General features: G+C 62.6%; 22 protein-coding genes and 4 tRNA genes. 10 read left to right on the top strand and 16 right to left on the bottom strand.

Annotation, left to right across the window (positions count from 1 at the left end; translation table 11 throughout):
• Positions 1-2 precede the first annotated feature (2 nt).
• Together ACWPWQ_RS14860 and ACWPWQ_RS14855 are read left to right on the top strand one after the other, a co-directional pair.
• Positions 3-557, top strand: coding sequence for a cytochrome c oxidase assembly protein (locus ACWPWQ_RS14860; protein ID WP_268422368.1), 555 nt, complete (start codon positions 3-5; stop codon positions 555-557).
• Between the two features lie 2 nt (positions 558-559).
• Positions 560-1,441 carry a cytochrome c oxidase subunit 3 gene (locus ACWPWQ_RS14855; protein ID WP_454010131.1) on the top strand — a complete coding sequence of 294 codons (882 nt, stop codon included), beginning with the start codon at positions 560-562 and terminating at the stop codon, positions 1,439-1,441.
• An 8-nt stretch (positions 1,442-1,449) separates the two neighbouring features.
• On the opposite strand, the gene ACWPWQ_RS14850 is transcribed toward ACWPWQ_RS14855, so the two are convergent.
• A complete protein-coding gene (locus tag ACWPWQ_RS14850) occupies positions 1,450-1,656 on the bottom strand; it encodes a DUF2909 family protein (protein WP_005330432.1) in 207 nt (68 codons plus the stop codon).
• Positions 1,657-1,737: 81 nt separating this feature from the next.
• Here ACWPWQ_RS14850 and ACWPWQ_RS14845 point away from each other — a divergent pair, with 81 nt between their 5' ends.
• From ACWPWQ_RS14845 to cyoE, 4 genes are all read left to right on the top strand, one after another.
• On the top strand, positions 1,738-2,400 hold the full coding sequence (locus ACWPWQ_RS14845; protein WP_454010130.1) for an SURF1 family protein: 663 nt from the start codon (positions 1,738-1,740) through the stop codon (positions 2,398-2,400).
• Positions 2,397-2,885, top strand: a complete 489-nt coding sequence (locus ACWPWQ_RS14840; protein WP_454010129.1) for a hypothetical protein — start codon at positions 2,397-2,399, stop codon at positions 2,883-2,885. Before ACWPWQ_RS14845 ends, ACWPWQ_RS14840 begins: the two co-directional genes overlap by 4 nt.
• Positions 2,886-2,955: 70 nt before the next feature.
• Positions 2,956-3,972 carry a COX15/CtaA family protein gene (locus tag ACWPWQ_RS14835; protein ID WP_454010128.1) on the top strand — a complete coding sequence of 339 codons (1,017 nt, stop codon included), beginning with the start codon at positions 2,956-2,958 and terminating at the stop codon, positions 3,970-3,972.
• On the top strand, positions 3,969-4,874 hold the full coding sequence (cyoE, locus tag ACWPWQ_RS14830) for a heme o synthase (RefSeq protein WP_454010127.1): 906 nt from the start codon (positions 3,969-3,971) through the stop codon (positions 4,872-4,874). Before ACWPWQ_RS14835 ends, cyoE begins: the two co-directional genes overlap by 4 nt.
• Before the next feature lie 76 nt (positions 4,875-4,950).
• On the opposite strand, the gene ACWPWQ_RS14825 is transcribed toward cyoE, so the two are convergent.
• The 7 genes from ACWPWQ_RS14825 to nhaC all read right to left on the bottom strand — a co-directional run bounded on the left by ACWPWQ_RS14825 (position 4,951) and on the right by nhaC (position 13,063).
• Entirely contained in the window at positions 4,951-6,381 is a 1,431-nt protein-coding gene (locus tag ACWPWQ_RS14825) for a gamma-aminobutyraldehyde dehydrogenase (RefSeq protein ID WP_454010126.1), read from the bottom strand.
• Positions 6,382-6,410: 29 nt separating this feature from the next.
• Positions 6,411-7,238 carry an ABC transporter permease gene (locus ACWPWQ_RS14820; RefSeq protein ID WP_162519092.1) on the bottom strand — a complete coding sequence of 276 codons (828 nt, stop codon included), beginning with the start codon at positions 7,236-7,238 and terminating at the stop codon, positions 6,411-6,413.
• A complete protein-coding gene (locus tag ACWPWQ_RS14815) occupies positions 7,228-8,196 on the bottom strand; it encodes an ABC transporter permease (protein ID WP_404837216.1) in 969 nt (322 codons plus the stop codon). The genes ACWPWQ_RS14820 and ACWPWQ_RS14815 overlap by 11 nt, the downstream gene beginning before the upstream one ends.
• Positions 8,193-9,206, bottom strand: coding sequence for an ABC transporter ATP-binding protein (locus tag ACWPWQ_RS14810; protein WP_404837215.1), 1,014 nt, complete (start codon positions 9,204-9,206; stop codon positions 8,193-8,195). Before ACWPWQ_RS14810 ends, ACWPWQ_RS14815 begins: the two co-directional genes overlap by 4 nt.
• Positions 9,207-9,280: 74 nt before the next feature.
• Complete coding sequence (locus ACWPWQ_RS14805) at positions 9,281-10,426, bottom strand: ABC transporter substrate-binding protein (protein ID WP_454010125.1); 1,146 nt, start codon at positions 10,424-10,426, stop codon at positions 9,281-9,283.
• A gap of 198 nt (positions 10,427-10,624) precedes the next feature.
• Positions 10,625-11,548: a LysR family transcriptional regulator gene (locus tag ACWPWQ_RS14800; RefSeq protein ID WP_025328378.1), complete on the bottom strand. Its 924-nt coding sequence runs from the start codon at positions 11,546-11,548 to the stop codon at positions 10,625-10,627.
• Positions 11,549-11,653: 105 nt separating this feature from the next.
• On the bottom strand, positions 11,654-13,063 hold the full coding sequence (gene nhaC, locus ACWPWQ_RS14795; protein WP_139433917.1) for a Na+/H+ antiporter NhaC: 1,410 nt from the start codon (positions 13,061-13,063) through the stop codon (positions 11,654-11,656).
• Positions 13,064-13,367: 304 nt separating this feature from the next.
• On the opposite strand from nhaC, the gene ACWPWQ_RS14790 reads away from it, so the two are divergent.
• Positions 13,368-13,577 (top strand): hypothetical protein, encoded by a 210-nt coding sequence (locus ACWPWQ_RS14790; RefSeq protein WP_041206801.1) that lies wholly within the window; start codon positions 13,368-13,370, stop codon positions 13,575-13,577.
• 7 nt (positions 13,578-13,584) lie between these two features.
• Here ACWPWQ_RS14790 and ACWPWQ_RS14785 read toward each other — a convergent pair whose 3' ends face one another.
• The 8 genes from ACWPWQ_RS14785 to rsmC all read right to left on the bottom strand — a co-directional run bounded on the left by ACWPWQ_RS14785 (position 13,585) and on the right by rsmC (position 18,427).
• Positions 13,585-13,851 carry a late competence development ComFB family protein gene (locus tag ACWPWQ_RS14785; RefSeq protein WP_139433918.1) on the bottom strand — a complete coding sequence of 89 codons (267 nt, stop codon included), beginning with the start codon at positions 13,849-13,851 and terminating at the stop codon, positions 13,585-13,587.
• A gap of 103 nt (positions 13,852-13,954) precedes the next feature.
• Positions 13,955-14,040, bottom strand: a tRNA-Leu gene (locus tag ACWPWQ_RS14780).
• Between the two features lie 71 nt (positions 14,041-14,111).
• Positions 14,112-14,197, bottom strand: a tRNA-Leu gene (locus tag ACWPWQ_RS14775).
• Positions 14,198-14,243: 46 nt separating this feature from the next.
• A tRNA-Leu gene (locus ACWPWQ_RS14770) sits at positions 14,244-14,329 on the bottom strand.
• 51 nt (positions 14,330-14,380) lie between these two features.
• A tRNA-Leu gene (locus tag ACWPWQ_RS14765) sits at positions 14,381-14,466 on the bottom strand.
• A 116-nt stretch (positions 14,467-14,582) separates the two neighbouring features.
• A complete protein-coding gene (glgA, locus tag ACWPWQ_RS14760) occupies positions 14,583-16,043 on the bottom strand; it encodes a glycogen synthase GlgA (RefSeq protein ID WP_454010124.1) in 1,461 nt (486 codons plus the stop codon).
• Positions 16,033-17,250: a glucose-1-phosphate adenylyltransferase gene (gene glgC / locus ACWPWQ_RS14755; RefSeq protein ID WP_454010123.1), complete on the bottom strand. Its 1,218-nt coding sequence runs from the start codon at positions 17,248-17,250 to the stop codon at positions 16,033-16,035. The genes glgA and glgC overlap by 11 nt, the downstream gene beginning before the upstream one ends.
• A gap of 148 nt (positions 17,251-17,398) precedes the next feature.
• Entirely contained in the window at positions 17,399-18,427 is a 1,029-nt protein-coding gene (gene rsmC, locus ACWPWQ_RS14750; RefSeq protein WP_454010122.1) for a 16S rRNA (guanine(1207)-N(2))-methyltransferase RsmC, read from the bottom strand.
• Between the two features lie 278 nt (positions 18,428-18,705).
• On the opposite strand from rsmC, the gene dapA reads away from it, so the two are divergent.
• From dapA to ACWPWQ_RS14735, 3 genes are all read left to right on the top strand, one after another.
• Positions 18,706-19,578, top strand: a complete 873-nt coding sequence (gene dapA / locus ACWPWQ_RS14745) for a 4-hydroxy-tetrahydrodipicolinate synthase (RefSeq protein WP_042648184.1) — start codon at positions 18,706-18,708, stop codon at positions 19,576-19,578.
• Positions 19,579-19,673: 95 nt separating this feature from the next.
• Positions 19,674-21,314, top strand: a complete 1,641-nt coding sequence (locus tag ACWPWQ_RS14740) for a GGDEF domain-containing protein (protein ID WP_454010121.1) — start codon at positions 19,674-19,676, stop codon at positions 21,312-21,314.
• A 159-nt stretch (positions 21,315-21,473) separates the two neighbouring features.
• Entirely contained in the window at positions 21,474-22,064 is a 591-nt protein-coding gene (locus tag ACWPWQ_RS14735; RefSeq protein ID WP_454010120.1) for an HAD family hydrolase, read from the top strand.
• Positions 22,065-22,144: the final 80 nt, after the last annotated feature.

The raw sequence follows: 22,144 nt of genomic DNA, 5'->3' as shown, positions 1-22,144 counted from the left end.
ATATGGCTCAGGTCAATCACGGTCCCCTGCTCAGGAAGCTGGCTTTGGTGGTGCTTGTCATGTTCGGGTTCGCCTTTGCGCTGGTGCCGCTGTATGACGTCTTCTGCAGGATCACCGGTCTCAACGGCAAGACCGCCGTACAGCCGGCCACGGCCGAGCGGGCGGTGATCGACAGCAAACGGACCATCCAGATCGAGTTCCTTGCCCATGCGGACACCCGGATGCCGTGGCAGTTCAGCGGCGAAACGGCGCGGTTGTCGGTGCGCCCGGGCGAAATGAAGCTGGTCAATTATCGGGTGTTCAATCCCACCGATCGCACCATGATTGGTCAGGCAGTGCCGTCAGTCTCGCCCGGTCCCGCCGCCGCCTATTTGAAGAAAGTGGAGTGCTTTTGCTTCAACCGTCAGGAGTTGCAGGCGGGGGAGAGCAAGCTGATGCCGCTCAAGTTTTATGTCGACCCCGATTTGCCCGACAACATAAACACCATCACGCTCTCCTATTCACTCTATGAGATCACTCAGTCCACCCCAGCCCCGACGCTGGCGCAGAGGAAATAATCATGGCCAAAGTTAACCAGACGTATTATGTCCCTGACCAGAGCCGCTGGCCCATCATAGGGGCGGTGGCCCTGTTCTTCCTGGCTTTCGGGGCGGGGCATCTGGTCAATGAGGTGGCGAGCAAGCAGGCCGGGGTCGGCCGGTATTTGATGATGACTGGCGTTGCCTTGCTGATTTTCATGCTGTTTGGCTGGTTTCGTCACATCATCCAGGAGTCCATGACCGGGCTCTACAGCGCCCAGATGGATCGCTCCTTCCGGCAAGGCATGGTCTGGTTCATCTTCTCCGAGGTGATGTTCTTCCTGGCCTTCTTCGGAGTGCTGTTCTATGCCCGCCAGCTTGCCATGCCCTGGCTGGACGGCGCGGGCAACAAGGCGATGACGGCCCAGTTGCTGTGGCCGGATTTCTCGGCACACTGGCCCATGGTCAAGACCCCGGGAGGGACCACGACCCAGGCCATGCCCTGGCACGGTATCCCCCTCATCAATACCCTGATCCTGCTCGGATCCTCCGTCACCCTGCTGTTTGCTCATACCGGGCTGGAGAATGGAAAGCGCAGTCGTCTCAAGGGGATGCTGCTTGTGACCGTGTTGCTTGGGTTGGCGTTCCTGTGGCTGCAAGGCTATGAATACCTCCATGCGTACCGGGATCTGGGGCTGCGACTGGACTCCGGCATCTACGGCAATACCTTCTTCATCCTGACCGGATTCCATGGCTTGCATGTCACCCTGGGGACTGTATTCCTGCTGATCATATGGCTGCGGATAGTGCTGAAGGATCACTTCACCGCCGAGCGCCACTTCGCCTTCCAGGCCGCGGCCTGGTACTGGCACTTCGTCGACGTGGTCTGGCTCTGCCTCTTCGTGTTCGTCTACCTGCTCTGAGGTCGGGATCAGTAAGGGCGCGGGTTGGGCTCCAGCCAGCCCATCATCAGGGAGAGCAGCAGGATGACGACCACCAGCAGGGAAAAGAACACCCGACGCCCCAGCGGGGCGGACATCTTCTGGGGATGACCCGTGGTCATCATCAACCAGAGGGCATGAAACAGCTGCCCAATGATGAGCAGCAGCATCAGTACCAGCACTATCTTGATCAACATGTTGGAGCCCTCCGTTATATGCGTGACATGGCTACATGGGATAAGCGGCGACCATGGCATCACAGGCGCTGGATCGTACTGATGTTCACTCTGGTTGTGACTGCGGGTTTGTGCAAGCTGTCGCTCTGGCAGTGGCAGCGGGGGATGGAGAAAGAGGCCTGGCTGGGGCGGATGGCGGTGGCGCAGCAGGTGGCGCCAATGACGCTTGCCCGGCTCGACTGGCGCAACCTTGAGTCACTGGACGGCCTGTCACTGGGAGGGGAGGTCGAATGGGTGTCCCCTCATGTCTGGTTGCTGGACAACCAGGCGGTGGCGGGCGAGATCGGCTACGACGTCATCATACCGGTACGCGCCGGTGATGCCCGTCCCCTGTTGCTGGTCAATCTGGGCTGGGTGCCTGCACCCGCCAGCCGGCAGCAGTTGCCAAGGCCCGTCATCCCGGCAACTCTGGAGCTCGACGGTCTGCTGCGCACGGCCCCCGGTGGCGTCTTGCTGGGTCAGAACATAGAGCCCGGCCCCTATCCTAACCGGCTGCAGTCCATCAGGGTGGATACCCTGAGCGAGATCCTCGGCTCGCCCCTCGCTGATGCCGTGTTTTATCAAAGGCAGACTCCCTTCCTCCACCACTATCAGCCGAATGTCATGCCGCCCGAGAAGCACAGGGCGTATGCAGTGCAATGGCTTGGGCTGGCGCTGGTGATGCTGGTGGGGGGCCTGGTGCTGACAAGGAGGTTGTCCTCATGAACTCATGGTCAAGATGGAAGGTGCCTGTCCTCTTTGGGCTGGTGATACTGCTGCCTGTGGTACTGGCTGCGCTGACCCTGAGGCAGGGCTGGTATGAACCCGGTACTCGCAACAAGGGGGCCTGGTTGGATCAGGAGGTCTATCTGTTGCAGCCGCTCCCGCCCCATCAGAACCAATGGCGACTGGTCTATCTGGCCGCCCGGCGTTGTGAGGCGCAATGCCAGCAGGTGCCCGAGTTGATGTCGCGGATCCAAAGCGCCCTTGGCCGCAATCTGGACAAGCTGGATCTGGTGCAACTGGCCGATGCGCCGCCGCGCGGGGCGAATGGATCTGTGCGGGCGGGCGATATGATGCTGGTGGACTCGCAAGGGCTGGCCATCCTGCGCTACGAGGTGCCGGCCAGCACGGCGGCGTGGCCGCTGCTTGGCAAGGCCGTGCTGTCGGATCTGCAGCAACTGCTCAAGTATCAGCGAGGTGTGCAATGAACGCGCACCTGAGGACTGTGTCGTGTGTCCTGTTGCCATCATCCGGGTACAAGCTTCAGCGGGGTACCGTATGAATATACAGAAGAGGCTGGCGTCGATCGCCATCGCACTGGCGGTGTTGGTCATCGTGCTCGGTGCATATACCCGGCTGACGGATGCCGGGCTGGCCTGCCCCGATTGGCCCGGTTGTTACGGCTCCATGGCCGTCCCCCAACCCGTGCATATGGAGCGGGCGGCCCAGCTCTACCCGGATACGCCGCTGGAGCCCCACAAGGCGCGCAGCGAAATGGTGCACCGCTACTTCGCCGGTGTGCTGGGTTGTGTGATTGCGTTGCTGTTCGTGCTGAGCTGGCGCGCTGGCGGTCGTCTGCGTCACCTCTCGGGGGCCTTGCTGGTGCTGGTGGTTGGGCAGGCGGCGCTGGGCATGTGGACGGTGACGCTGGCGCTGCACCCTCTGGTGGTGACCACCCATCTGCTGGGTGGGTTCGCCATCCTGACCCTGCTCTGGCTCTATCGGGTCGAGCTTGCGCGCTCCCCCGCGAACGCGCCCTTCTGCCGCGGTCAGGGCTTGCCCTGGCTGGGCAATGCGGCCTGCGGCGTGCTGCTGCTGCAGATAGCGCTGGGGGGCTGGACGTCGGCAAACTATGCGGCCATGGCCTGCGTCGAGCTGCCTCTCTGCCAGGGGAGCTGGCAGGCGCAGCTGAACTGGGAGGAGGCCTTTCATCTGCCGCTCGGCCACGCCAGCTATGAGTTCGGGGTGCTGAGCAAGGAGGCGCGCCAGACCATCCATATCGCCCATCGTCTGGGAGCTCTTGCCACCGCCCTGCTGGTGGGGGGCTTTGCCCTCGCCCTGATCCGTCAGGGGGCCCCGTTGCGCTTCCTGGGGGGGCTCTTGCTGGCCCTGCTGCTCGTGCAAATTGCCTTGGGGCTGGCGAACGTCCACCTGGCCCTGCCGTTGGCCAACGCCCTCGCACACAACCTGGTGGCGGCGCACCTGCTGGTGTGTTGTGTGCTGGCCCGTGGGCGGCTCTCCCGCCCCCGGCTTTCCCCTTCGCTGTCGCCTGAGGCGATCAGGAGTCAGACATGAACAGCAAGCCCTTGGCCCGCTTCATCGACCCCCGGCTGCTGCGGGACTACTACCAACTGACCAAGCCCAAGGTGGTTGCCTTGCTGCTGCTGACCGCCTGGGTCGGCATGCTGCTGGCCGAGCCGACCCAGGGCTCCCTGGACGAGATGGTGCTGGGGCTGGCGGGGATAGGGCTGCTGGCTGCCGGGGCTGCGGCCATGAACCACTCTCTGGATCACGGCATCGATGCCCAGATGCGCAGAACGCGCTGGCGACCGGTCGCCATGGGGCGGATCGGGCCCAAGTCTGCGATGGCGTTTGCGCTCTGGCTGGCGTTGACGGGCTTTGTCCTGCTCTATCGGGGCGTGAATCCCCTGACGGCCTGGCTGACTTTGGCCAGCCTGTTTGGCTATGCGGTCGTCTATACCCTGCTGCTGAAACGGGCCACGCCACAGAACATCGTCATCGGCGGGCTGGCGGGCGCCATGCCGCCGCTGCTGGGCTGGACCAGCATCACGGGACAGCTCTCGGCCGAGCCCTGGTTGCTGGTGATGATCGTCTTCACCTGGACGCCGCCCCACTTCTGGTCCCTGGCCATCCACAGACGGGATGACTATGCCGGCGCGAACATTCCCATGCTGCCCGTCACCCACGGCATAGCGTTCACCAAGACGGCTATCCTGCTCTATCTGCTGATCCTGACCCTGGTCTGCCTGCTGCCCTACCTGATCGGCATGTCCGGGCTGCTCTATCTTATCGGCAGCCTGGCGCTGAACCTCGGGTTCTGCTGGCATGGCTGGTTGCTGAAGTATTCGGAGCGCCCCGGTCAGGCGATGCGCACCTTCCGCTTCTCCATCTATCACCTGATGTTGCTGTTTGGTCTGCTTGTTCTGGACCACCACTGGCTGTGGCGGCTGTCGTAGGGGGGAGGTATCTGGCAGGGGATCTGCGTAGTTGCTTGTGCATTCAGGCTGGCCCCGGGGCCAGCCTGAATCATGTTCAGAGCTTGACCATGATGTGGCGTGGCACAGTGTAATCCTCCAGCGCATAGAGGGAGAGATCCTTGCCGTAGCCCGACATCTTCATGCCGCCGTGGGGCATCTCCGAGGTGAGCATGAAGTGGGTGTTGATCCAGGTACAGCCATATTGCAGGTGGCTGGCCACCTTGCTGGCGAGGCTCAGATCCCGGGTCCAGACCGAGCTGGCGAGGCCGTAGTCCGAGTCGTTGGCCCACTGTACCACCTGTTCGGCGTCGCCAAAGCGGGTCACCGACACCACGGGGCCGAACACCTCCCGGCGCACGATCTCATCCTCCTGGCGGGCATGGGCTATCAGGGTCGGCTCGAAGAAGAAGCCGTTGCCGGCGCGGATCTTGCCGCCTGTGGTCACCTCCACGTGGCCGCTGCTCTGGGCCCGCTCCACGAAGCTGGCGACCCGGTTGCGCTGGCGGTCCGAGATGAGCGGTCCCATCTCCACCCCCTCCTCGCGTTGGCCCCCCACCTTGATGGAAGCCACCGCCTCCGTCATGGCGGCGACGAACTTGTCGTAGATCTTGCCCTGGGCATAGATGCGGCAGGCGGCGGTGCAGTCCTGTCCGGCGTTGTAGAAGCCGAAGGTGCGAATGCCCGCCACCACGGCCTCCAGATCCGCATCGTCGAAGATGATCACCGGCGCCTTGCCCCCCAGCTCAAGGTGGGTGCGCTTCATGGTGCGGGCGGCGCTCTGCAGTATTTTCTGGCCGGTGGCGATGTCACCGGTGAGCGACACCATGCGCACCAGCGGATGCTCTACCAACGGCGCCCCCACGCTCTCGCCCCGGCCGCAGACGATGTTGATGACGCCGCGCGGGAAGAGTTCGCTGGCGAGCTCGGCGAGGCGCAGGGCGGTGAGCGGGGTCTGCTCGGAGGGTTTGAGCACCACAGTATTGCCGGCGGCGAGCACGGGAGCCATCTTCCAGGCCGCCATCATCAGGGGGTAGTTCCAGGGGGCTATGCTGCCCACCACCCCTATGGGGTCGCGGCGGATCATGCTGGTATGCCCCTCGATGTACTCCCCCGCCAGCGGCCCTTGCAGGCAGCGGGCTGCCCCGGCGAAGAAGCGGAAGCAGTCCACCACGGCCGGCAGCTCGTCATTGAGCACCGCCAGATAGGGCTTGCCGCAGTTGAGGGATTCGAGCGCCGCGAACTCCTCGGCGTGGCGCTCGATGGCATCGGCCAGGCGCAGCAGCAGGGTGCTGCGCCTGGCCGGGGTGGTGCGGCTCCACTGGGCGAAGGCGCGCTGGGCACCGTTCACCGCGCGGTTCACCTGCTCGAACGAGGCTTCGGGCACGGAGGCTATGAGCTCGCCGGTGGCGGGGTTGAGGATGGACTCGGCCTGGCCGTCACCGGTCACGAACTGGCCGTCGATCAAGAGTTGGGTAGAGAATTTCATGGTTGCATCCTTGCGCGGGCGTTGAGTCGTTATTTGCCACTGCCGGCGACGTCCTGGCCGTCGCGGGTGAGGTAGTAGGCAAGCAGAATGGGAATGGTGGTCACGGCCACTATGATGAGGGCCACCACGTTGGTGACGGGCCTGTCACGGGGGCGGATCAGCTCCTGATACATCCAGATGGGCAGCGTGGTCTGCTGGCCCGCGGTGAAGGTGGTGACTATCACCTCGTCAAAGCTGAGGGCAAAGGCCAGCATGCCCCCCGCCAGCAGCGCGGTGGCGAGGTTGGGCAGGATCACGTAGCGCAGGGTCTGGAAGCCGTCGGCCCCGAGATCCATGGACGCCTCTATGAGGGACTGATGGGTGCGGCGAAAGCGCGCCAGGGCATTGTTGTAGACCACCACCACGCAGAAGGTGGCGTGGCCTATGACGATGGTCCAGAAGCTGAACGGGATCTCCATCAGGCCGTAGGCGGAGCGCAGCGCTATGCCGGTGACTATGCCGGGCAGGGCGATGGGCAGCACCAGCAAGAGCGACACCACCTCCTGGCCGAAGAAACGGCTGCGGGCGATGGCCCCTGCCGCCAGGGTGCCGAGCACCATGGCCGCCAGGGTCGCCAGCCCCGCCACCTCCAGCGACAGCTGGATGGCGCGCCACACGTCGGGGCGGTTCAGAGTCACCTCGAACCATTTGAGGGTGAGCCCGGGGGGCGGGAACTGGTAGCTCTTGCTCTCGCTGGTGAAGGCGTAGAGGAAGATAAACAGGATCGGGAAGTGCAGAAACAGCAGCCCGCCGATGGCGGCGTATTTGAGCAGGCCGGAAGGTTGCTGACTTTGGCGCATGGATTGATTAGAGCGCATCGAAGGCCCCCAGGCGTTTTGCTATCGCCAGATAGACGGCGATGATAAGGATGGGCACCAGGGAGAAGGCGGCGGCGAAGGGCAGGTTGCCCGCCGTGCCCTGCTGCATGTAGACCACCTGACCTATGTACATGGTCGAGTTGCCTATGATGCCGGGGATGATGTAGTCCCCGAGCGTCAGGGAGAAGGTGAAGATGGAGCCCGCCACCACGCCGGGCAGCGCCAGCGGCAGTATCAGGGTGCGGAAGGTCTGGGCCGGGGTCGCCCCCAGATCGCTGCTCGCCTCCAGCAGGGAGCGCGGGATCCGCTCCACCGCCGCCTGGATGGGCAGGATCATGAAGGGCAGCCAGACGTAGACGAAGACGATGAAGGTGCCGAGCCGCGAAAACGAGAGCGAAGGGCCGCCGATCACCGGGAGGGAGAGGATTCCGTCCAGCAGCCACTCCAGCCCCAGGCTGTCCGCCAGCCAGCTCACCACCCCCTCCTTGGCCAGGATCAGCTTCCAGGCATAGACCCGCACCAGATAGCTGGACCAGAGCGGCAGCATGATGCCCACATAGAACAGCGCCCGGGTCTTGCCGCTGGTGTAGCGCGCCATGTAGTAGGCGATGGGGAAACCGAGCAGGGCGCAGGCCAGGGTCACCAGCAGCGACATGCCGACGGTACGGCCGATGACGTCCAGGTTTTCCGGCCGCAGCAGGGCGATGAAATTTTGCAGCCCCAGCTCGTGGCGCACCTGACCGCTGAACTCGTCCAGCCCGAAGAAGGCGTTGGAGAGCAGCATCAGCAGAGAGCCCACATAGATGATGCCGAGCCACAGCAGGGGCGGTCCCAGCAGTATCCCCAGAAGCAGGCCGGGACGGCCGTAGAGCAGGGTGGAGAGGCGCCTCAGCGGCCGCAAGCGTGCAGGTTCGATGGCGTGGCTCATGGCTAGACTCGTACCGTGGGGGAGGCTCATGGCTGAGCCCCCGATCCTGAGGTGCTCAGGCGGTGGATGGCCTGCTCAGGCCAGCTGAGGCTGACCCGGGCACCACGGGCCAGGCGGGCCTGCCCCTCGTTGGGATGGTTGACGATAAGCTCGAGCTGCTCACCGAGATCGACCCGGTAGCGCACGAAGGGGCCGAGGTACTCCACCTCGCGGATCTCGCCGGACCAGCCCGGCATGCCGGCCTCGCCGAGCCGGATCCGCTCCGGGCGCACCATCATCTGGCGTGCATCGCCGCACAGACGGCGGGCTTGCTCCCCCTCGAACAGGTTGACGGTGCCGACAAAGCGGGCCACAAACGGCGTCGCCGGGGCATCGTAGATGGTATCCGGCGCGGCTATCTGCTCGATCTTGCCCTGACTGAAGATGCAGATGCGGTCGCTCATGGAGAGCGCCTCCTGCTGATCGTGGGTGACGAAGATGAAGGTGATGCCGAGCTGGCGCTGCAGCGCCTTGAGTTCGAGCTGCATCTGCTCGCGCAGCTTGAGGTCCAGCGCACCCAGGGGTTCGTCCAGCAGCAGGATGCGCGGCTGGTTGATAAGGGCCCGGGCGATGGCGATGCGCTGGCGCTGGCCGCCGGAGAGCTGGCCCGGTTTGCGGTTGCCGACACCGGGCAGGCGCACCAGCTCCAGCATCTCGTCCACCTTGCGGTGACGCTCCGCCCTGGGCACTCCCCTGATCATCAGGCCGTAGCCGATGTTGTCCCGCACATCCATGTTGGGAAACAGGGCGTAGTCCTGAAACACGGTATTGAGGTTGCGATCATAGGGCGGCACCCGGGAGCAGGGTTCGCCAAACAGGCGGATCTCCCCCTCGCTCGGGTACTCGAAGCCGGCGATCATCCGCAGGCAGGTGGTCTTGCCGGAACCGCTCGGGCCCAGCAGGGTAAAAAACTCGCCGGCAGGGATCTGGAAGGAGATGTCGTCGACCGCCTTCACCTCGCCATAGTGGCGGCTGACCCGGTCAAATTGTACGGCTGTCATGGTACGTCCTTGTCACTAGAGGTGCGGGCCGGACTCCTGTCCGGCCCGCTGGGTTGCGCGCAGTCAGCTCAAGCTCAGCGGCCACCCAGGATGGCGATATAGTCGGAAACCCAGCGGTAATAGGGCACGCAGGTTCCCTGGCTCTTGCACTGGGAGACGGGGGTACGCCAGAAGTGCACCTTGTCGAAGTTGTCTATGCCGTTGGTCTTGCAGCCCTCTTTCCCCAGCAGGGCATTGCCCTCGCAGGCGGCGGGCACCACGGGCACTGAGCCGAACCAGGAGGCGAGATCCCCCTGCAGCTTGTTGTTCAGGGAGTGCTCCAGCCACTGGTAGGCGCAGGTGAGGTGCTTGGCTTCGCTGTGCACCATGCTGGTGTCGGCCCAGCCGGTGACGCCCTCTTTGGGCACAGTGGTGGCGATGGGCTGCTTGTCGGCGATCAGAGCATTGGCCTGGAACGGCCAGGAGCCGGAGGCCACCACCCCCTCGTTCTTGAAGTCATCTATCTGGACGAAGGCATCGTGCCAGTAGCGCCCCACCAGCTGGCGCTGCTTGCGCAGCAGATCGAGGGAGGCCTTGTACTGCTCCTCGTTCAGCTCGTAAGGATCCTTGATGCCGAGCGCCGGCTGGTGGGTCATCAGATAGAGGGCGGCATCGGCGATGTGGATGGGGCCGTCGAAGGCCTGCACCCGCCCCTTGTTGGACTTTCCGTCCGGCAGGGTCTGCTCCTCGAACACCACGTTCCAGGAGTCGGGCGCCTTGGGGAACACCTTGGTGTTGTACATCAGGATGTTGCCGCCCCACTGGTAGGGGACGCCGTAGTGCTTGCCCTCCACAGTGTGCCAAGGGGCATTCTGCAGGCGGGGGTCTATCTTGCTGTAGCTCGGGATGAGCGCCAGATTGAGCGGTTGCACCTTGCCCCCCGCGATGAGGCGTAGGCTGGCGTCGCCGGAGGCAGTCACCAGATCGAAGCCCCCCTCGTTCATCAGGGCCACCATCTCGTCCGAGGTGGCGGCCGTCTTGACGCTGACCTTGCAGCCGGTCTCCTTCTCGAAGCCGGTCACCCAGTCGTAGTTCTTGTCGGTTTCGCCACGCTCCACGTAGCCGGCCCAGGCCACGATATTGAGCTGGCCTTCACCCTTGCCGAGCTCGGTCGGGGCGGCCTGGGTCTGGCCTGCCAGCAGGGCGGGGATCAGGGCCAGGGTCAGGGGGGTCAGTTTCATCTTGCTCTCCTTGCATGATCTGGAGCCATGCGATGCCGCAATGGCGCTTAACATCCTGTTAACCAGTCATGAGCGTAGGAGAAGGCAGTGGTAATGAGAATTTCAATTTTTAACGCCAGAGGTATCTGCCAAATCTATATCGAGTGCAGATGAATCTTATTTTTGATGGCGGCGCAACGATCACCCTGAGGGCGCTGGCTAGCGGGAGGCCGGCTGGCGGGCCCGCAGCCGGCTCTGATCCCGCGCTATGTCGATGAACTCGCGGGCAGTCCAGTCGAGCCGCGAGCCGCGGCGCCACACCAGGCCGATGTCGATGGCAGGGATGGGTTCCTTGATGGGGCGGGCCTCCACCCGCTCCTGCTCCAGCGACCAGGGGCGATAGGCAAAGTCCGGCAGCAGGGCGACCCCGAGCTGGCTCGCCACCAGGCTGCGCACCGCCTCCACCGAGGCAGTGCGCAGCACAGTGCGAGGGGAGATGCCGTAGCGGCGCAGGCCGGCCCCGATGATCTGATCCAGCTGATCGGCGGTGAGGGAGATCATGGGCTCGTCACCCAATGCCTTGAGGGAGAGGGTCGATTCCGCGCAGAGGGGGTGGTTGGCAGCGAGCCAGAGCCGCAGGGGGGATCGGGTCAGCAGCTCGGTATCGAACGCCTCCTGGCGTATGGTGCGGTTGGTCATCAGTATCCCCACGTCCACCTCGCCGTTGACGATCTGATGCTCCAGAAACGGCTGCTCGTCCTCCTTCACCTCGATGCGCACCGCCGGGAAGGCGCGGCGAAAGCGGCCTATGGCCTCCGACAGGTAGTAGCCGGCCACCAGCGTCGTCACCCCTATGGTGAGCTGCCCCTGATCCTGCTGGGCCACCGCCTTGAGGGACTGGCCGGCTTCGGTCATGGCGCCGAGAATGCGCCTGGCATGGAGCAGGAACTGGTGGCCCTGGGCCGTCAGGGTGACGCCACGCGGGTTGCGCTCGAACAGGGCGGCACCGAGCTCGGTCTCCAGCTCGCGGATGGCGCTGGTGACCGCCGACTGGGAGATGTGCAGTTCGGCGGCGGCGCGGCTCACGGAGAAGCTGTCGGCCACGGCCACGAAGTAACGGATCTGGCGAAAGGTAAAATTCATCTGGGCATCCTGCCACGGGCGACGAGGTTGGCTGCCAGCTTAACCCCGAACTTCTCCCAAGCAAAAGGCGCCGTGATGGCGCCTTTATCATTATTTTTCCTGCTGTTAGCGGGAGCTGGCCGCCTCTATCACCGGCACCCGGTTCACCGCCTTGCCCAGATAGGCGAGGGTGATGGTCACTATGATGCAGGTGAAGCTGAGCCACATGTAGGGCAGGTAGTCGAGTGTGGCCACCCCCAGTACCCCGGCCATGAAGATGCCGTTGTCGCTCCAGGGCACCATGCCGCAGGTGAGGGTGCCGCCGAACTCGGCGTTGCGGGAGAGGTTCTTGCGCGCCAGTCCCAGCCGATCGTAGTTCTTGGCCATGATCTTGGGGGTCAGGATCAGGGACACATACATGGCGGAGCCGAACACGTTGGCCAGGAAGGCGGTGCCTATGGTGTGGCTGGTCAGGCTGCCGACGCTGTTGATGCGCTTCTCGAATGCGCTGGCGATCACCGCCAGTATGCCGACCTTCTCCAGCAGGCCGCCAAACCCCAGGCCGAAGATGATGACGGCCACCGAGCCCAGCATGGACTCCATGCCGCCGCGACCCAGGATGTTGTCGATGAAGTCGACGCCTGAGGTGATGGCGAACGGGCTGTAGGCGGAGTGCATCGCCTTGACCGGGTCCATGTCCTGGAAGGCGATGGCCCAGACAAGGCCGAGCAGGGCGCCGAAGCTGATCACCGGAAACGCGGGTTTGCGGTTCGCCAGCAGGCCCAGCACCAGGATCACCGGCACTATGGCCAGCGGCGTGATGTTGAACTGCTTGTCGAGGGCCTCCATCACCAGATTGACCTGCTCCAGGCTGACGTTGCCGGAGTATTGCATGCCGACCACGGTGAACAGGGCCGCCGTGATGACGTAGGAGAAGAGGCTGATGGGCAGCATCCCCTTGATGTGCTCCACCACGTCGACGTTGGACATGGTCGACGCCAGCACCACAGAGTCGGAGAGGGGGGAGAGCTTGTCACCGAAGTAGACGCCGGAGAGCACGGCACCGGCCACCAGGGGGGCAGGTACCCCCAGGCTGTGGCCTATGCCCATCATGGCGATCCCCGCCGTGGCGGCAGAGCCCCAGGAGGTGCCGGTAGCCAGCGAGGTGAGGGAGCAGATGATCAGGGTCGCCAGCAGGAAGATGGACGGGTGTATCACCTTGAGGCCGAAGTAGATGATGCTGGGGACTATGCCGCCGGCGATCCAGGTGCCCACCAGGGCACCGACGGAGACCAGTATCAATATGGCCCCCATCCCCTTGGCGACGCCGTCAACGGCCGCCTGCTCCAGGGACTTGTAATCATGGCCTAGCCGGATGCCGAGCCCCATGATGACGAACCAGGCGATGAACAGTGCCAGCTGGATCGGCAGATCGAGCACGCTGGTGAACGAAAAGGCCAGGGCCAGGAAAATGGCCAGGCAGGCAAAGACCTGCGCCATGCCAGGCAATCGGATGTGGTTTTGTTGGTTTTGCATAGATACTTCCTAAACTCTTGCTCGCCAAGGTCGGTCCCTCTCGTCCTGTGGATACACGTATCCCGAGGGGCCGGCCCAAAAAGAGGCCGCAATCTACCACAAACCCGGGGCGCAAAATCCCAACTTATTTAGCAAAAATGCATTAATGTTTGATAAATCTACTCATTAGTTGATCTCATCGGCGCTTTTTTTGAATATCAGGCCGAGGCAGGACAAATAGCCAAAACCCATAGAGAAGTCCGATTGCACTCTCCATAATCACAAACGATAATCGTTATCGTTTGGTTCTATGGGTAGCATCATCATGATCTGGATAGTGCGGTGTCTCTTGCTGGCAGCCTTGCTGGCGGTGTTGGGCTGGGGTCAGGACAAGGCATACGGCCTGTGGAGTCTGGGCTTCTTGCTGGCCGCCTGGGTCATGCTGGAACCCAGGCTGAGGCCAGCGCTGATCCTGCTGCCGGTCGCGGGCATGACGGGGGTCGTCACCCTGCTCTGGCAGCAAAGCTGGCTATAGGAGCCGTTCAGCGGGAAGGGACGGCCTGGATCTTGTCGTAGGCCAGGCGCAGTGAGGTCATGACCTTCTGCTCCATCTCGGTGCGTTCGACATCCGTGGTGAAGTAGATCATGTCGACATTGTGGCGTATGTAGTGAGAGGGGAGCTGGTTCAGGGTCAGGCAGCAGAGATCGGCCAGCTGGTAAGGGGTCAGTGTCTGGTTAAGCCCTTGTTTTTCTATCTCTTTGAGCACCAGATGCTCATAGAAGTTGTGAATGTCGGTATCCAGGATCATGGGAAAACCCCTGTGGTGGCATGGCATCCTCAACAGCATAGCCATGGCAGGGGCAAAAACAAAAGGCCCGTCACTTTCGTGATGGGCCTTTTTGCATGATGAATGGTGCGAAGAGAGGGACTCGAACCCTCACATCCGTGGGACACTAACACCTGAAGCTAGCGCGTCTACCAATTCCGCCACCTTCGCACACTGATTTTCTCCAGCTGGTTTTTAAATGCGGTTGGAGCGCATTGTTCTGTGTTTACATGTCAGAATCATGGTGCGAAGAGAGGGACTCGAACCCTCACACCCGGGGGGCACTAACACCTGAAGCTAGCGCGTCTACCAATTCCGCCACCTTCGCACATTCGGGTTATCAGTCTGGATTTACATGCTGTCTGATAAAAGCATGGTGCGAAGAGAGGGACTCGAACCCTCACATCCGTGGGACACTAACACCTGAAGCTAGCGCGTCTACCAATTCCGCCACCTTCGCACATTGTCATCAATCTTGTTTTACATGCCATCGATGAAGCATGTTGCAGTATGGTGCGAAGAGAGGGACTCGAACCCTCACATCCGTGGGACACTAACACCTGAAGCTAGCGCGTCTACCAATTCCGCCACCTTCGCATCACTGCGGTGGGGGATTCTATAGAGTTTTGGGGGGGCGTCAACAGCCAAAGGGGACTTTTTTCGCTGTTGACGGATAAAGCCGTATCAAGGGCACAAAACTTCAGCAATCTGGGTCACGCCGGGGCCAGTGCGTCCTGATACATCTGCTCGTACAGGGGGACGGAGTTGGCCCAGTCGAAGCGGGTGTGCATGGCATTTTGCTGCACGCGAGCAAACCGCTCGGGTTCCTGCAGGTAGTGGAGCAGGCTGCGGCGCATGGCATCGAGCAGGGTGCTGGCGGTGGGATCGTTGAAGCAGAAACCGGTCGCCTTGGCGGGATCGGCATCCCAGTCCACCACAGTATCCTTGAGTCCGCCGACGGCTCTCACCAGCGGCAGGGTGCCATAGGCCAGGCTGTACATCTGGTTGAGGCCGCAGGGTTCGAACAGGGAGGGCATCAGGAAGAAGTCGGCGCCGGCTTCCACCAGGTGGGCCAGACGGTCGTCATAGGCGTTGATGAAGGCGAACCTGTCGGGATGTTGCTGGGCTATGGTCTGCAGCTGGGCGGCGAGGGAGGGATCGCCGGAACCCACTATCACCACCTGCACCTGGTGCTGCAGGAACTTGTCCAGCGCCGGGATGAGCAGGTGCACCCCCTTCTGCTCGGTCAGACGACACACCATGCCATAGATGGGCAAGTTGCCGACGGGCAGCCCCGTCTCCTGCTGCAGGGCCCGTTTGCAGGTGTGTTTGCCGGCCAGGTGGTCGGCGTCATAGGTGGCGGGCAGCAGGGGATCGAAGGCGGGATCCCAATCCTGATAGTCACAACCGTTGAGGATGCCGCGCAAGTCGCTCGCCCGTTGCTGGAACACGCTGGCCATGCCGTGAGCCCCCAGGTGCGTCAGCAGCTCGCTGGCGTAGTTGGGGCTGACCGCATTGATCTTGTCCGCATAGAGCACACCGCACTTGAGCAGGTTGATGTGACCGTAGTCGTAGTTGATGCGCTGCTCGTAGTCCTGGATCTCCGGCACGGCCCAGAACTGCTGGCGATCGAACACCCCCTGGAAGGCCGCATTGTGGATGCTGATGACAGACCGGGTGCGCTGGAAGAAGGGATTGTGAGCGTGGCGCGTCTTGAGCAGCAGCGGCAGCAGGCCGGTGTGCCAGTCGTTGCAGTGGACTATGTCAGGGGCGAAGTTCAGCTGCTCGCAGGCGTGCAGGGCCGCCGCCGCCAGGAAGGCAAAACGCTCGCCGTTGTCGGGATAGGCCTGATTGTTCTCGGCATAGAGCTGGGGCCGCTCGAAATAGGGCGGGCAGTCGAGCAGATAGACGCAGATCCCGTCCAGTTCCAGCTGATAGATGCGATAGCTGATGTCGTCCCGCCCCTGGGGGGTGGGCAACCAGCGCGAGGCGAGTAGGGTGGCTTCGTCCCGGCGCTTGAGCGACTTGTAGAAGGGCAGGATGATGCGAACGTCGTGACCCTCCCGGGCGAGATGCTGCGGCAGGGCCTTGGCCACATCCGCCAGGCCCCCGGTCTTCACCAGCCCCTCAACCTCCGAGGCTACAAACAGGACTTTCAGTGGGTTAATAGCCAACTCTTGCTCCCTTAGGTACCACGACGATACCGCCTTCGGATACGGTAAATCGCTCTCTGTCATGGTCCAGATTCTCACCGATCACGGTGCCGGGTGCAATTTCAACGTTTTTGTCGATGATGGCGCGTCGAATTGAGCAGCCTTCACCTATTTTCACATCCCCGAGCAGCACGGATTCGCTGATGTGGCTGCAGGGGCCTATGTTGCAGCGGAAACCCAGGATGGAGCGCTGGATCTGGCTGCCCTGAATGAAGCAACCGCCGGAGATCAAGGAGTTGGCAATCTTGACCTTGCAGTCATCGGTGTCGATGAAGGTGGCGGGGAGCAGGGGCGGGTAGTGGGTGTGCAGCGGCCACTTGCGATTGTAGAGCGAGAAGGGAGCATCGTCGGCGACCAGGTCCATGTGCGCCTGCCAATAAGAGTCCAGCGTGCCCACGTCACGCCAGTAGACGTTGGGCTTCTCACCCGGGATGACGTTGGTGCTGTAGTCGTAGACATAGACGGGGGCGCGGGGGAACAGGCTGGGGATGATGTCCTTGCCGAAATCGTGGCTGGAGTTCTCCTCGGCGGCATCGCGCTTGAGCTCGCGGTAGAGCGCCTCGGTCTCGAAGATGTAGTTGCCCATCGAGACCAGCGCCTGGGTGGGATCCCCGGGGATGGGCTTCGGATGCCTGGGTTTCTCTTCGAAGCCTATCATGCGGCCCTCCTGATCCACCTCTATCACCCCGAAGGCGCTCGCCTCCTCGATGGGCATGCGCAGTGCAGCCACGGTCAGAGCGGCGGCCTTCTGCTTGTGGAAGCTCACCATCTGGCTCACGTCCATCTTGTAGATGTGGTCGGAACCGAAGATGCAGACGTGCTCGGGGTCGGATATCTCGATGAAGCGCAGGTTCTGATAGATGGCGTCGGCGGTGCCGTCATACCAGCGTTTGCCCATCCGCATCTGGGCCGGAATGGGATCGATGAAGCGATCCGTGATGCCGACTATGTTCCAGCCCTTCTTCATGTGCAGGTAGAGAGACTGGGACTTGAACTGGGTAAGCACATAGATGCGCAGGAAGTCGGCGTTGACGAAGTTGTTGAGCACGAAGTCGATCAAGCGGTAGCTGCCGCCAAAGGGGACGGAGGGCTTGCTGCGGGTGGTGGTCAGTGGTTGGAGTCGGGTTCCTTCGCCGCCTGCCAATATCATGGTGAGTATGCCTGCCATCGTATTTATCTCCCTGAATTCATACTTTGAAAAGGTTTTCATGTTGCCGCGAAAAAACACCCCTAAAGGGGTGGTAAACGTTTTCTTGGTACCTTAGCAGATCCCGTCTGGCACTCTCTACTTGTTTTATTACAACCGTTGCACTTATTTAGGCTTTGCTCAGATACACCTTGAATTTGCCATCGCCGGCGATCACTTCGGTTCGTTTGAAGTGCGTCTCCAGTATAGGTTGGTAACGCAGGAAGGCATTGGCGACTATGGTCAGGGCGCCATCGGCGGTCAGAAACTCGGGGGCCCTTGCCAGGAAAGTTTCGGTGGCGGCATAGAAGGTCTTGAGCCCGGCATGGAAGGGGGGATTCGAGACGATATGTTGGAATCTTTCGGCAATATCTGAATAGACATCAGAGGCATAGACCCGCCCGCTCAGGCCGTTGACCGCCAGGGTACGGCGACTTGACTCCAGCGCCAGGGCGCTGATGTCCACCATGTTCACCGTCAGTGCCGGGTTGCGTTTGGCCAGGATGGAGCCGATGACGCCGGCGCCACAGCCAAAGTCGAGCAGCTTGCCCGTCATGGGGGGCAGGCTCGCCAGCAGCATCTGGCTGCCGAGATCCAGTCCGTCGGCGCTGAAGACCCCCGGCAGAGCCATGACGGTCAGCTCGGTATCCCCGGCCTTGCACTCATAGCGGCTGAACCAGGCATCCAGCTCGAAGGGGGCGACCGGCTTGCCGAGCTCGCCATGATAGAGAGAGCAGCGGCGGGCGGAGTCGCGCTTTATCGGCTTCTCGCCATAGGGGGCCAGCAGCTTGTCGGCCCCGTTGATGCCGCCCCGGTTCTCGCCGGCGAGTAACAGATCGGCACCGCTTTCGAGCAGCGGCGCCATCATGGCCAGCAGATATTGCGCCTCGGCCTTGGCCTTGGGCATCAGCAGCAGCAGGGCATCGAAACGAGGGGCACCGCCGAGCTGGTGATCGAACAGGATGCGCTCACCCAGGGCTGCCTGCTGGCTCAGGAAATAGCAGTAGTCTGTGGTGAAGACCGTCAGGGAGTCGGCCAGCTCGGCCAGTTGACGAGGGTAATCATCTTCCAGGGCGCCACACAACAATAGCCGTTTGCCGACAAAGAGGGCTTGATTACGTTCCAGCATCTGGCTGACGGCACTGACAGGACGGCTCATTGGGACTCTCCACGCTTTTTTGGGCGGCTATTATACATGGCCGCTTTCGCCTTGACATTTATGCTGTGTTCCCGAAATATGCCCAGACACCTTATTTATCCAGAGATGATGCAATGCGGTCATGCGTATCGAAACGAAAGCATAAACACAGCCTGACATTCGGGCCTGCTGGCGTGCGCGCGTAACCTCTCATCTCTGAGACGATTCAAGCCCCGGTAGCGACCCCCGTACCGGGGCTTTTTATTGACCAATCCATCTGTTTAGGAGAAGGAAATCCCATGTTTCAAGGTTCGATAGTTGCCCTGATCACCCCATTTCGACAGGGCCAGCTGGACGAGGCCGCACTGGCTCGCCTGGTGGAGTGGCACATAGAGCAGGGGACCCATGGCATAGTGCCGGTCGGTACCACGGGGGAGAGCCCGACCCTGACCCACGACGAGCATTGCCGGGTGGTGGAGCTGGTGGTCAAGCAAGTGGCGGGACGGATCCCTGTCATCGCAGGCGCTGGGTCCAACAACCCGGTCGAAGCCATCGAATACACCCGTTTCGCCGAGCAGATGGGGGCGGACGCCACCCTGCATGTGGCCGGTTACTACAACCGCCCGAATCAGGAAGGCTTGTTCCACCACTTCAAGGCGGTCCATGACGCCACCACCAAGCCCATCATCGTCTACAACATTCCGCCCCGCGCCATCGTCGATGTGCAGCCGGCGACCCTGGCCCGCCTCGCCGAGTTGCCGCGCATCGCCGGCGTGAAGGATGCCACCGGCGATCTGGCCCGCCCCTGGACCGAGCGCCAGCTCATCAAGAAGCCCTTCGCCTGGCTCTCCGGTGAAGATGCCACCGCCGTCGCCTACAACATCGGCGGTGGTCAGGGCTGCATTTCGGTGACGGCCAACGTGGCCCCCAAGCTGGTGGCCGAGGTCCAGAACCTGACCCTGGCCGGCGAGTGGCAGGCCGCCCGCGAGCTGCAGGACAAGCTGATCCCGCTGCATCAGGCCATGTTCGCCGAGCCGAGCCCGGCGGGCGCCAAATACGCTGTCTCCCTGCTGGGACTGTGCAGCGAGGAGTGCCGTCTGCCGGTGATGCCGCTGTCTGACGCCACCCGCGAGCGGATCCGCGCCGCAATGCAGGCATTGAATCTGTTGTAAAAACTGGGCTCTGGATCTCGCTTTTGACTGCCAGGTCAATTAATGGCCAGGCTTTGCCGATATACTCGCTTGGATACAACCAAGGATGATTTGGCATGCAAGAATGGGATCCGGAGCACTTCACCAGTTTTGAACATCTCTGTGAAGTGACCTTGGCCGCGGTCAGAGAAAAGACCGAGGCCGAGCAGATCTATCTGTGGCTGCGGGCGCCGACGCCCCAGCTCTATCACTACAGGCCCGAGCAGGGCTTGCTCTGTCTGAGCGCCGACCTGCTCAGCTCCCTCGACCTGCCCCTCCTCTTCATAGAGCGCTCCCTCGATCTCGGCCAGTTGCTGGTGGAGCCCATCGCGCCGACCAGCGCCATCTGGGAGAGCGTCGAGCCTGAGGTTCCGCGCCTGCGTGCCTGCTTCCCGCTCAAACGCCACAAGGGGCTGGAGGCCGTGGTCTATCTGGAAACCCGGCGCCGCCTCGATCGTCTGCCAAGGCGTCAGCAGCAGAGCATACAGCTACTGATGCACTACCTCGCCGCCGAGCTGGAGAGTCGTCGGCTCGCCGGTCAGGTCGATCTGGAGCGGGATCAGCGGATCCATACCCAGGCCGACCTCGTCCGCAGCCAGGCCCTGCAGGACTCCTTCCTCAGCATGCTGCAGGCGCTGCACCAGGTGGGGGTCAAGCTGTCGCGCTGTGACAGCGAGGATCGCCTGCTGCACGATGCCGTGGTGCTGGCGCGCCAGGAGCTGCAGTTCGATCGCATCGCCATCTTCCTGACGGACAGTGAATTCAAGACCATGCACGGGACCTGGGGCACCAACGAGGCGGGCGAGCTCATCGACGAGCGCCATTTCATCAGCGCCATTCCGGATCACCCCACGGTGCAGGAGGCGCTGCGCCGCAAGGACTATGTGCTGGTGCTGGAAGATACTCCGCTCTATTACGAGAAGCAGGAGGTGGGGCGGGGCTGGAATGCCATGGTGTCGCTCTGGGACGGGGGCACCCCCATCGGCTGGATCGCCGCCGACAACCTGCTCTGGCGGCGCCCGCTCAAGGCGTATCAGAGCGAGATCTTCAAGCAGTATGCCGCCGTGCTCTCCCAGTTGCTGATCCGCCAGCGCACCCAGGCGGCGCTCGAGCGCTTCAACCGTGACCTGGAGCTGCGGGTGCAGGAGCGAACCCGGCAGCTGGCCGACACCAACCGGGCGCTGGAGGAGGCCAACCGACGTCTCTCCCTGCTGTCGCTGGAGGATCCACTGACCGGGATCGCCAACCGCCGTCAATGGGACATCACCATGGAGCGGGAGTGGGAGCGGGCGCGTCGCCATCAGGGAGTCTTGGCGGTGCTGATGATAGATGTGGACGAGTTCAAGTCCTACAACGACCACTTCGGTCACGGCAAGGGGGATCAGTGCCTGCAACGGGTCGCGGCCCTGCTGCAGGAGACGGAGCGGCGGCGCACCAATCTGGTGGCCCGCTATGGTGGCGAGGAGTTCGTGATCCTGCTGTGCGCCCCGCAACCCGGGGAGGCGGAGCGACTGGCAGAGCAGATCCACCAGGGACTGGAAGCCCTGCAGATCTCCCATCCGGCCTCCCGGGTGGCGAGCATGCTCACCGTCAGCATCGGCTTCAGCTATCTCATCCCCTCCTTGGACAAGGGGTGGCAGACCCTGACCGAACAGGCGGATCAGGCGCTCTATCACGCCAAGTCGCAGGGGCGGGCCTGTACCCTGGCCTATCGCTGACCCGGGCCTGCTTCTCTCACCTTCACCGCTGCCTCAGGGCGGCGGCCCTCTTGCCCGGCATAAATGTGGTCGCAAGCGTTTCTCGCCCCTTGATGCGTGGCGATGATCCCCGGGTCTGGCTAGAATGGGGGCCCATTTTTCACAGACAGATCCTGCACCATGACCCTATCCGGATTTCAAGGCCTGGTCTTCGACCTCGACGGCACCCTGGTGGACTCCATGCCCCTGCACCTGGCCGCCTGGGAGCATACCGCCCGCGAGTTTGGCTTTCAGTTCGATGCCGACTGGTTTTATGAGCTGGGTGGCATGCCCAGTCGCAAGATAGCCTTGCTGGTGGCCGAGGTGCAGCAGATCGCGCTGGATCCCCTGATGGTGACGCGCTGCAAGACGGAGCACTACGTGGCCAACCTGCACAAGGCGACCCCCTTCCCGGCCATGCTAGATCTGGTCAGGCGCCATCACGGCCTCATTCCCATGGGGATAGGCACGGGCTCACCCCGCATCAATGCCGAGGCGGTGCTGCGCAATACCGGGCTGGATCGCTACTTCTCCGTGGTGGTGACCGCCGACGATGTGGAGCTGCACAAACCCCACCCGGATACCTTCCTGCTGGTGGCACGGCGACTCGGGGTCGAGCCTGAGGGCTGTCTGGTGTTCGAGGACACGGGCATAGGGGCGCAGGCCGGTGAGGCCGCGGGCATGCAGGTGTGCATGGTCAAGGAAGGGAAGCCGGTCGGATTGACCTGCTGAGCAAACGGGCTGGTCGTCGAGGCGGCCTGGGGGAGAAGACCCACTCTCATACGGGACAGGCATGACATGAGAGTGGGGAT

Source organism: Aeromonas sp. Marseille-Q7275 (assembly GCF_965119515.1).
The sequence above is the reverse complement of the archived record's forward strand: the minus strand, read 5'-3'. Positions and strand labels throughout refer to the sequence as shown.

What these genes read in the sequence shown, in the direction of transcription:
- ACWPWQ_RS14860 (WP_268422368.1), top strand. Translation starts at nt 3, where the DNA reads ATGGCTCAGGTCAATCACGGTCCCCTGCTCAGGAAGCTGGCTTTGGTG.
- ACWPWQ_RS14855 (WP_454010131.1), top strand. Translation starts at nt 560, where the DNA reads ATGGCCAAAGTTAACCAGACGTATTATGTCCCTGACCAGAGCCGCTGG.
- ACWPWQ_RS14850 (WP_005330432.1), bottom strand. Translation starts at nt 1,656, where the DNA reads ATGTTGATCAAGATAGTGCTGGTACTGATGCTGCTGCTCATCATTGGG.
- ACWPWQ_RS14845 (WP_454010130.1), top strand. Translation starts at nt 1,738, where the DNA reads ATGTTCACTCTGGTTGTGACTGCGGGTTTGTGCAAGCTGTCGCTCTGG.
- ACWPWQ_RS14840 (WP_454010129.1), top strand. Translation starts at nt 2,397, where the DNA reads ATGAACTCATGGTCAAGATGGAAGGTGCCTGTCCTCTTTGGGCTGGTG.
- ACWPWQ_RS14835 (WP_454010128.1), top strand. Translation starts at nt 2,956, where the DNA reads ATGAATATACAGAAGAGGCTGGCGTCGATCGCCATCGCACTGGCGGTG.
- cyoE (WP_454010127.1), top strand. Translation starts at nt 3,969, where the DNA reads ATGAACAGCAAGCCCTTGGCCCGCTTCATCGACCCCCGGCTGCTGCGG.
- ACWPWQ_RS14825 (WP_454010126.1), bottom strand. Translation starts at nt 6,381, where the DNA reads ATGAAATTCTCTACCCAACTCTTGATCGACGGCCAGTTCGTGACCGGT.
- ACWPWQ_RS14820 (WP_162519092.1), bottom strand. Translation starts at nt 7,238, where the DNA reads ATGCGCTCTAATCAATCCATGCGCCAAAGTCAGCAACCTTCCGGCCTG.
- ACWPWQ_RS14815 (WP_404837216.1), bottom strand. Translation starts at nt 8,196, where the DNA reads ATGAGCCTCCCCCACGGTACGAGTCTAGCCATGAGCCACGCCATCGAA.
- ACWPWQ_RS14810 (WP_404837215.1), bottom strand. Translation starts at nt 9,206, where the DNA reads ATGACAGCCGTACAATTTGACCGGGTCAGCCGCCACTATGGCGAGGTG.
- ACWPWQ_RS14805 (WP_454010125.1), bottom strand. Translation starts at nt 10,426, where the DNA reads ATGAAACTGACCCCCCTGACCCTGGCCCTGATCCCCGCCCTGCTGGCA.
- ACWPWQ_RS14800 (WP_025328378.1), bottom strand. Translation starts at nt 11,548, where the DNA reads ATGAATTTTACCTTTCGCCAGATCCGTTACTTCGTGGCCGTGGCCGAC.
- nhaC (WP_139433917.1), bottom strand. Translation starts at nt 13,063, where the DNA reads ATGCAAAACCAACAAAACCACATCCGATTGCCTGGCATGGCGCAGGTC.
- ACWPWQ_RS14790 (WP_041206801.1), top strand. Translation starts at nt 13,368, where the DNA reads ATGATCTGGATAGTGCGGTGTCTCTTGCTGGCAGCCTTGCTGGCGGTG.
- ACWPWQ_RS14785 (WP_139433918.1), bottom strand. Translation starts at nt 13,851, where the DNA reads ATGATCCTGGATACCGACATTCACAACTTCTATGAGCATCTGGTGCTC.
- glgC (WP_454010123.1), bottom strand. Translation starts at nt 17,250, where the DNA reads ATGGCAGGCATACTCACCATGATATTGGCAGGCGGCGAAGGAACCCGA.
- rsmC (WP_454010122.1), bottom strand. Translation starts at nt 18,427, where the DNA reads ATGAGCCGTCCTGTCAGTGCCGTCAGCCAGATGCTGGAACGTAATCAA.
- dapA (WP_042648184.1), top strand. Translation starts at nt 18,706, where the DNA reads ATGTTTCAAGGTTCGATAGTTGCCCTGATCACCCCATTTCGACAGGGC.
- ACWPWQ_RS14740 (WP_454010121.1), top strand. Translation starts at nt 19,674, where the DNA reads ATGCAAGAATGGGATCCGGAGCACTTCACCAGTTTTGAACATCTCTGT.
- ACWPWQ_RS14735 (WP_454010120.1), top strand. Translation starts at nt 21,474, where the DNA reads ATGACCCTATCCGGATTTCAAGGCCTGGTCTTCGACCTCGACGGCACC.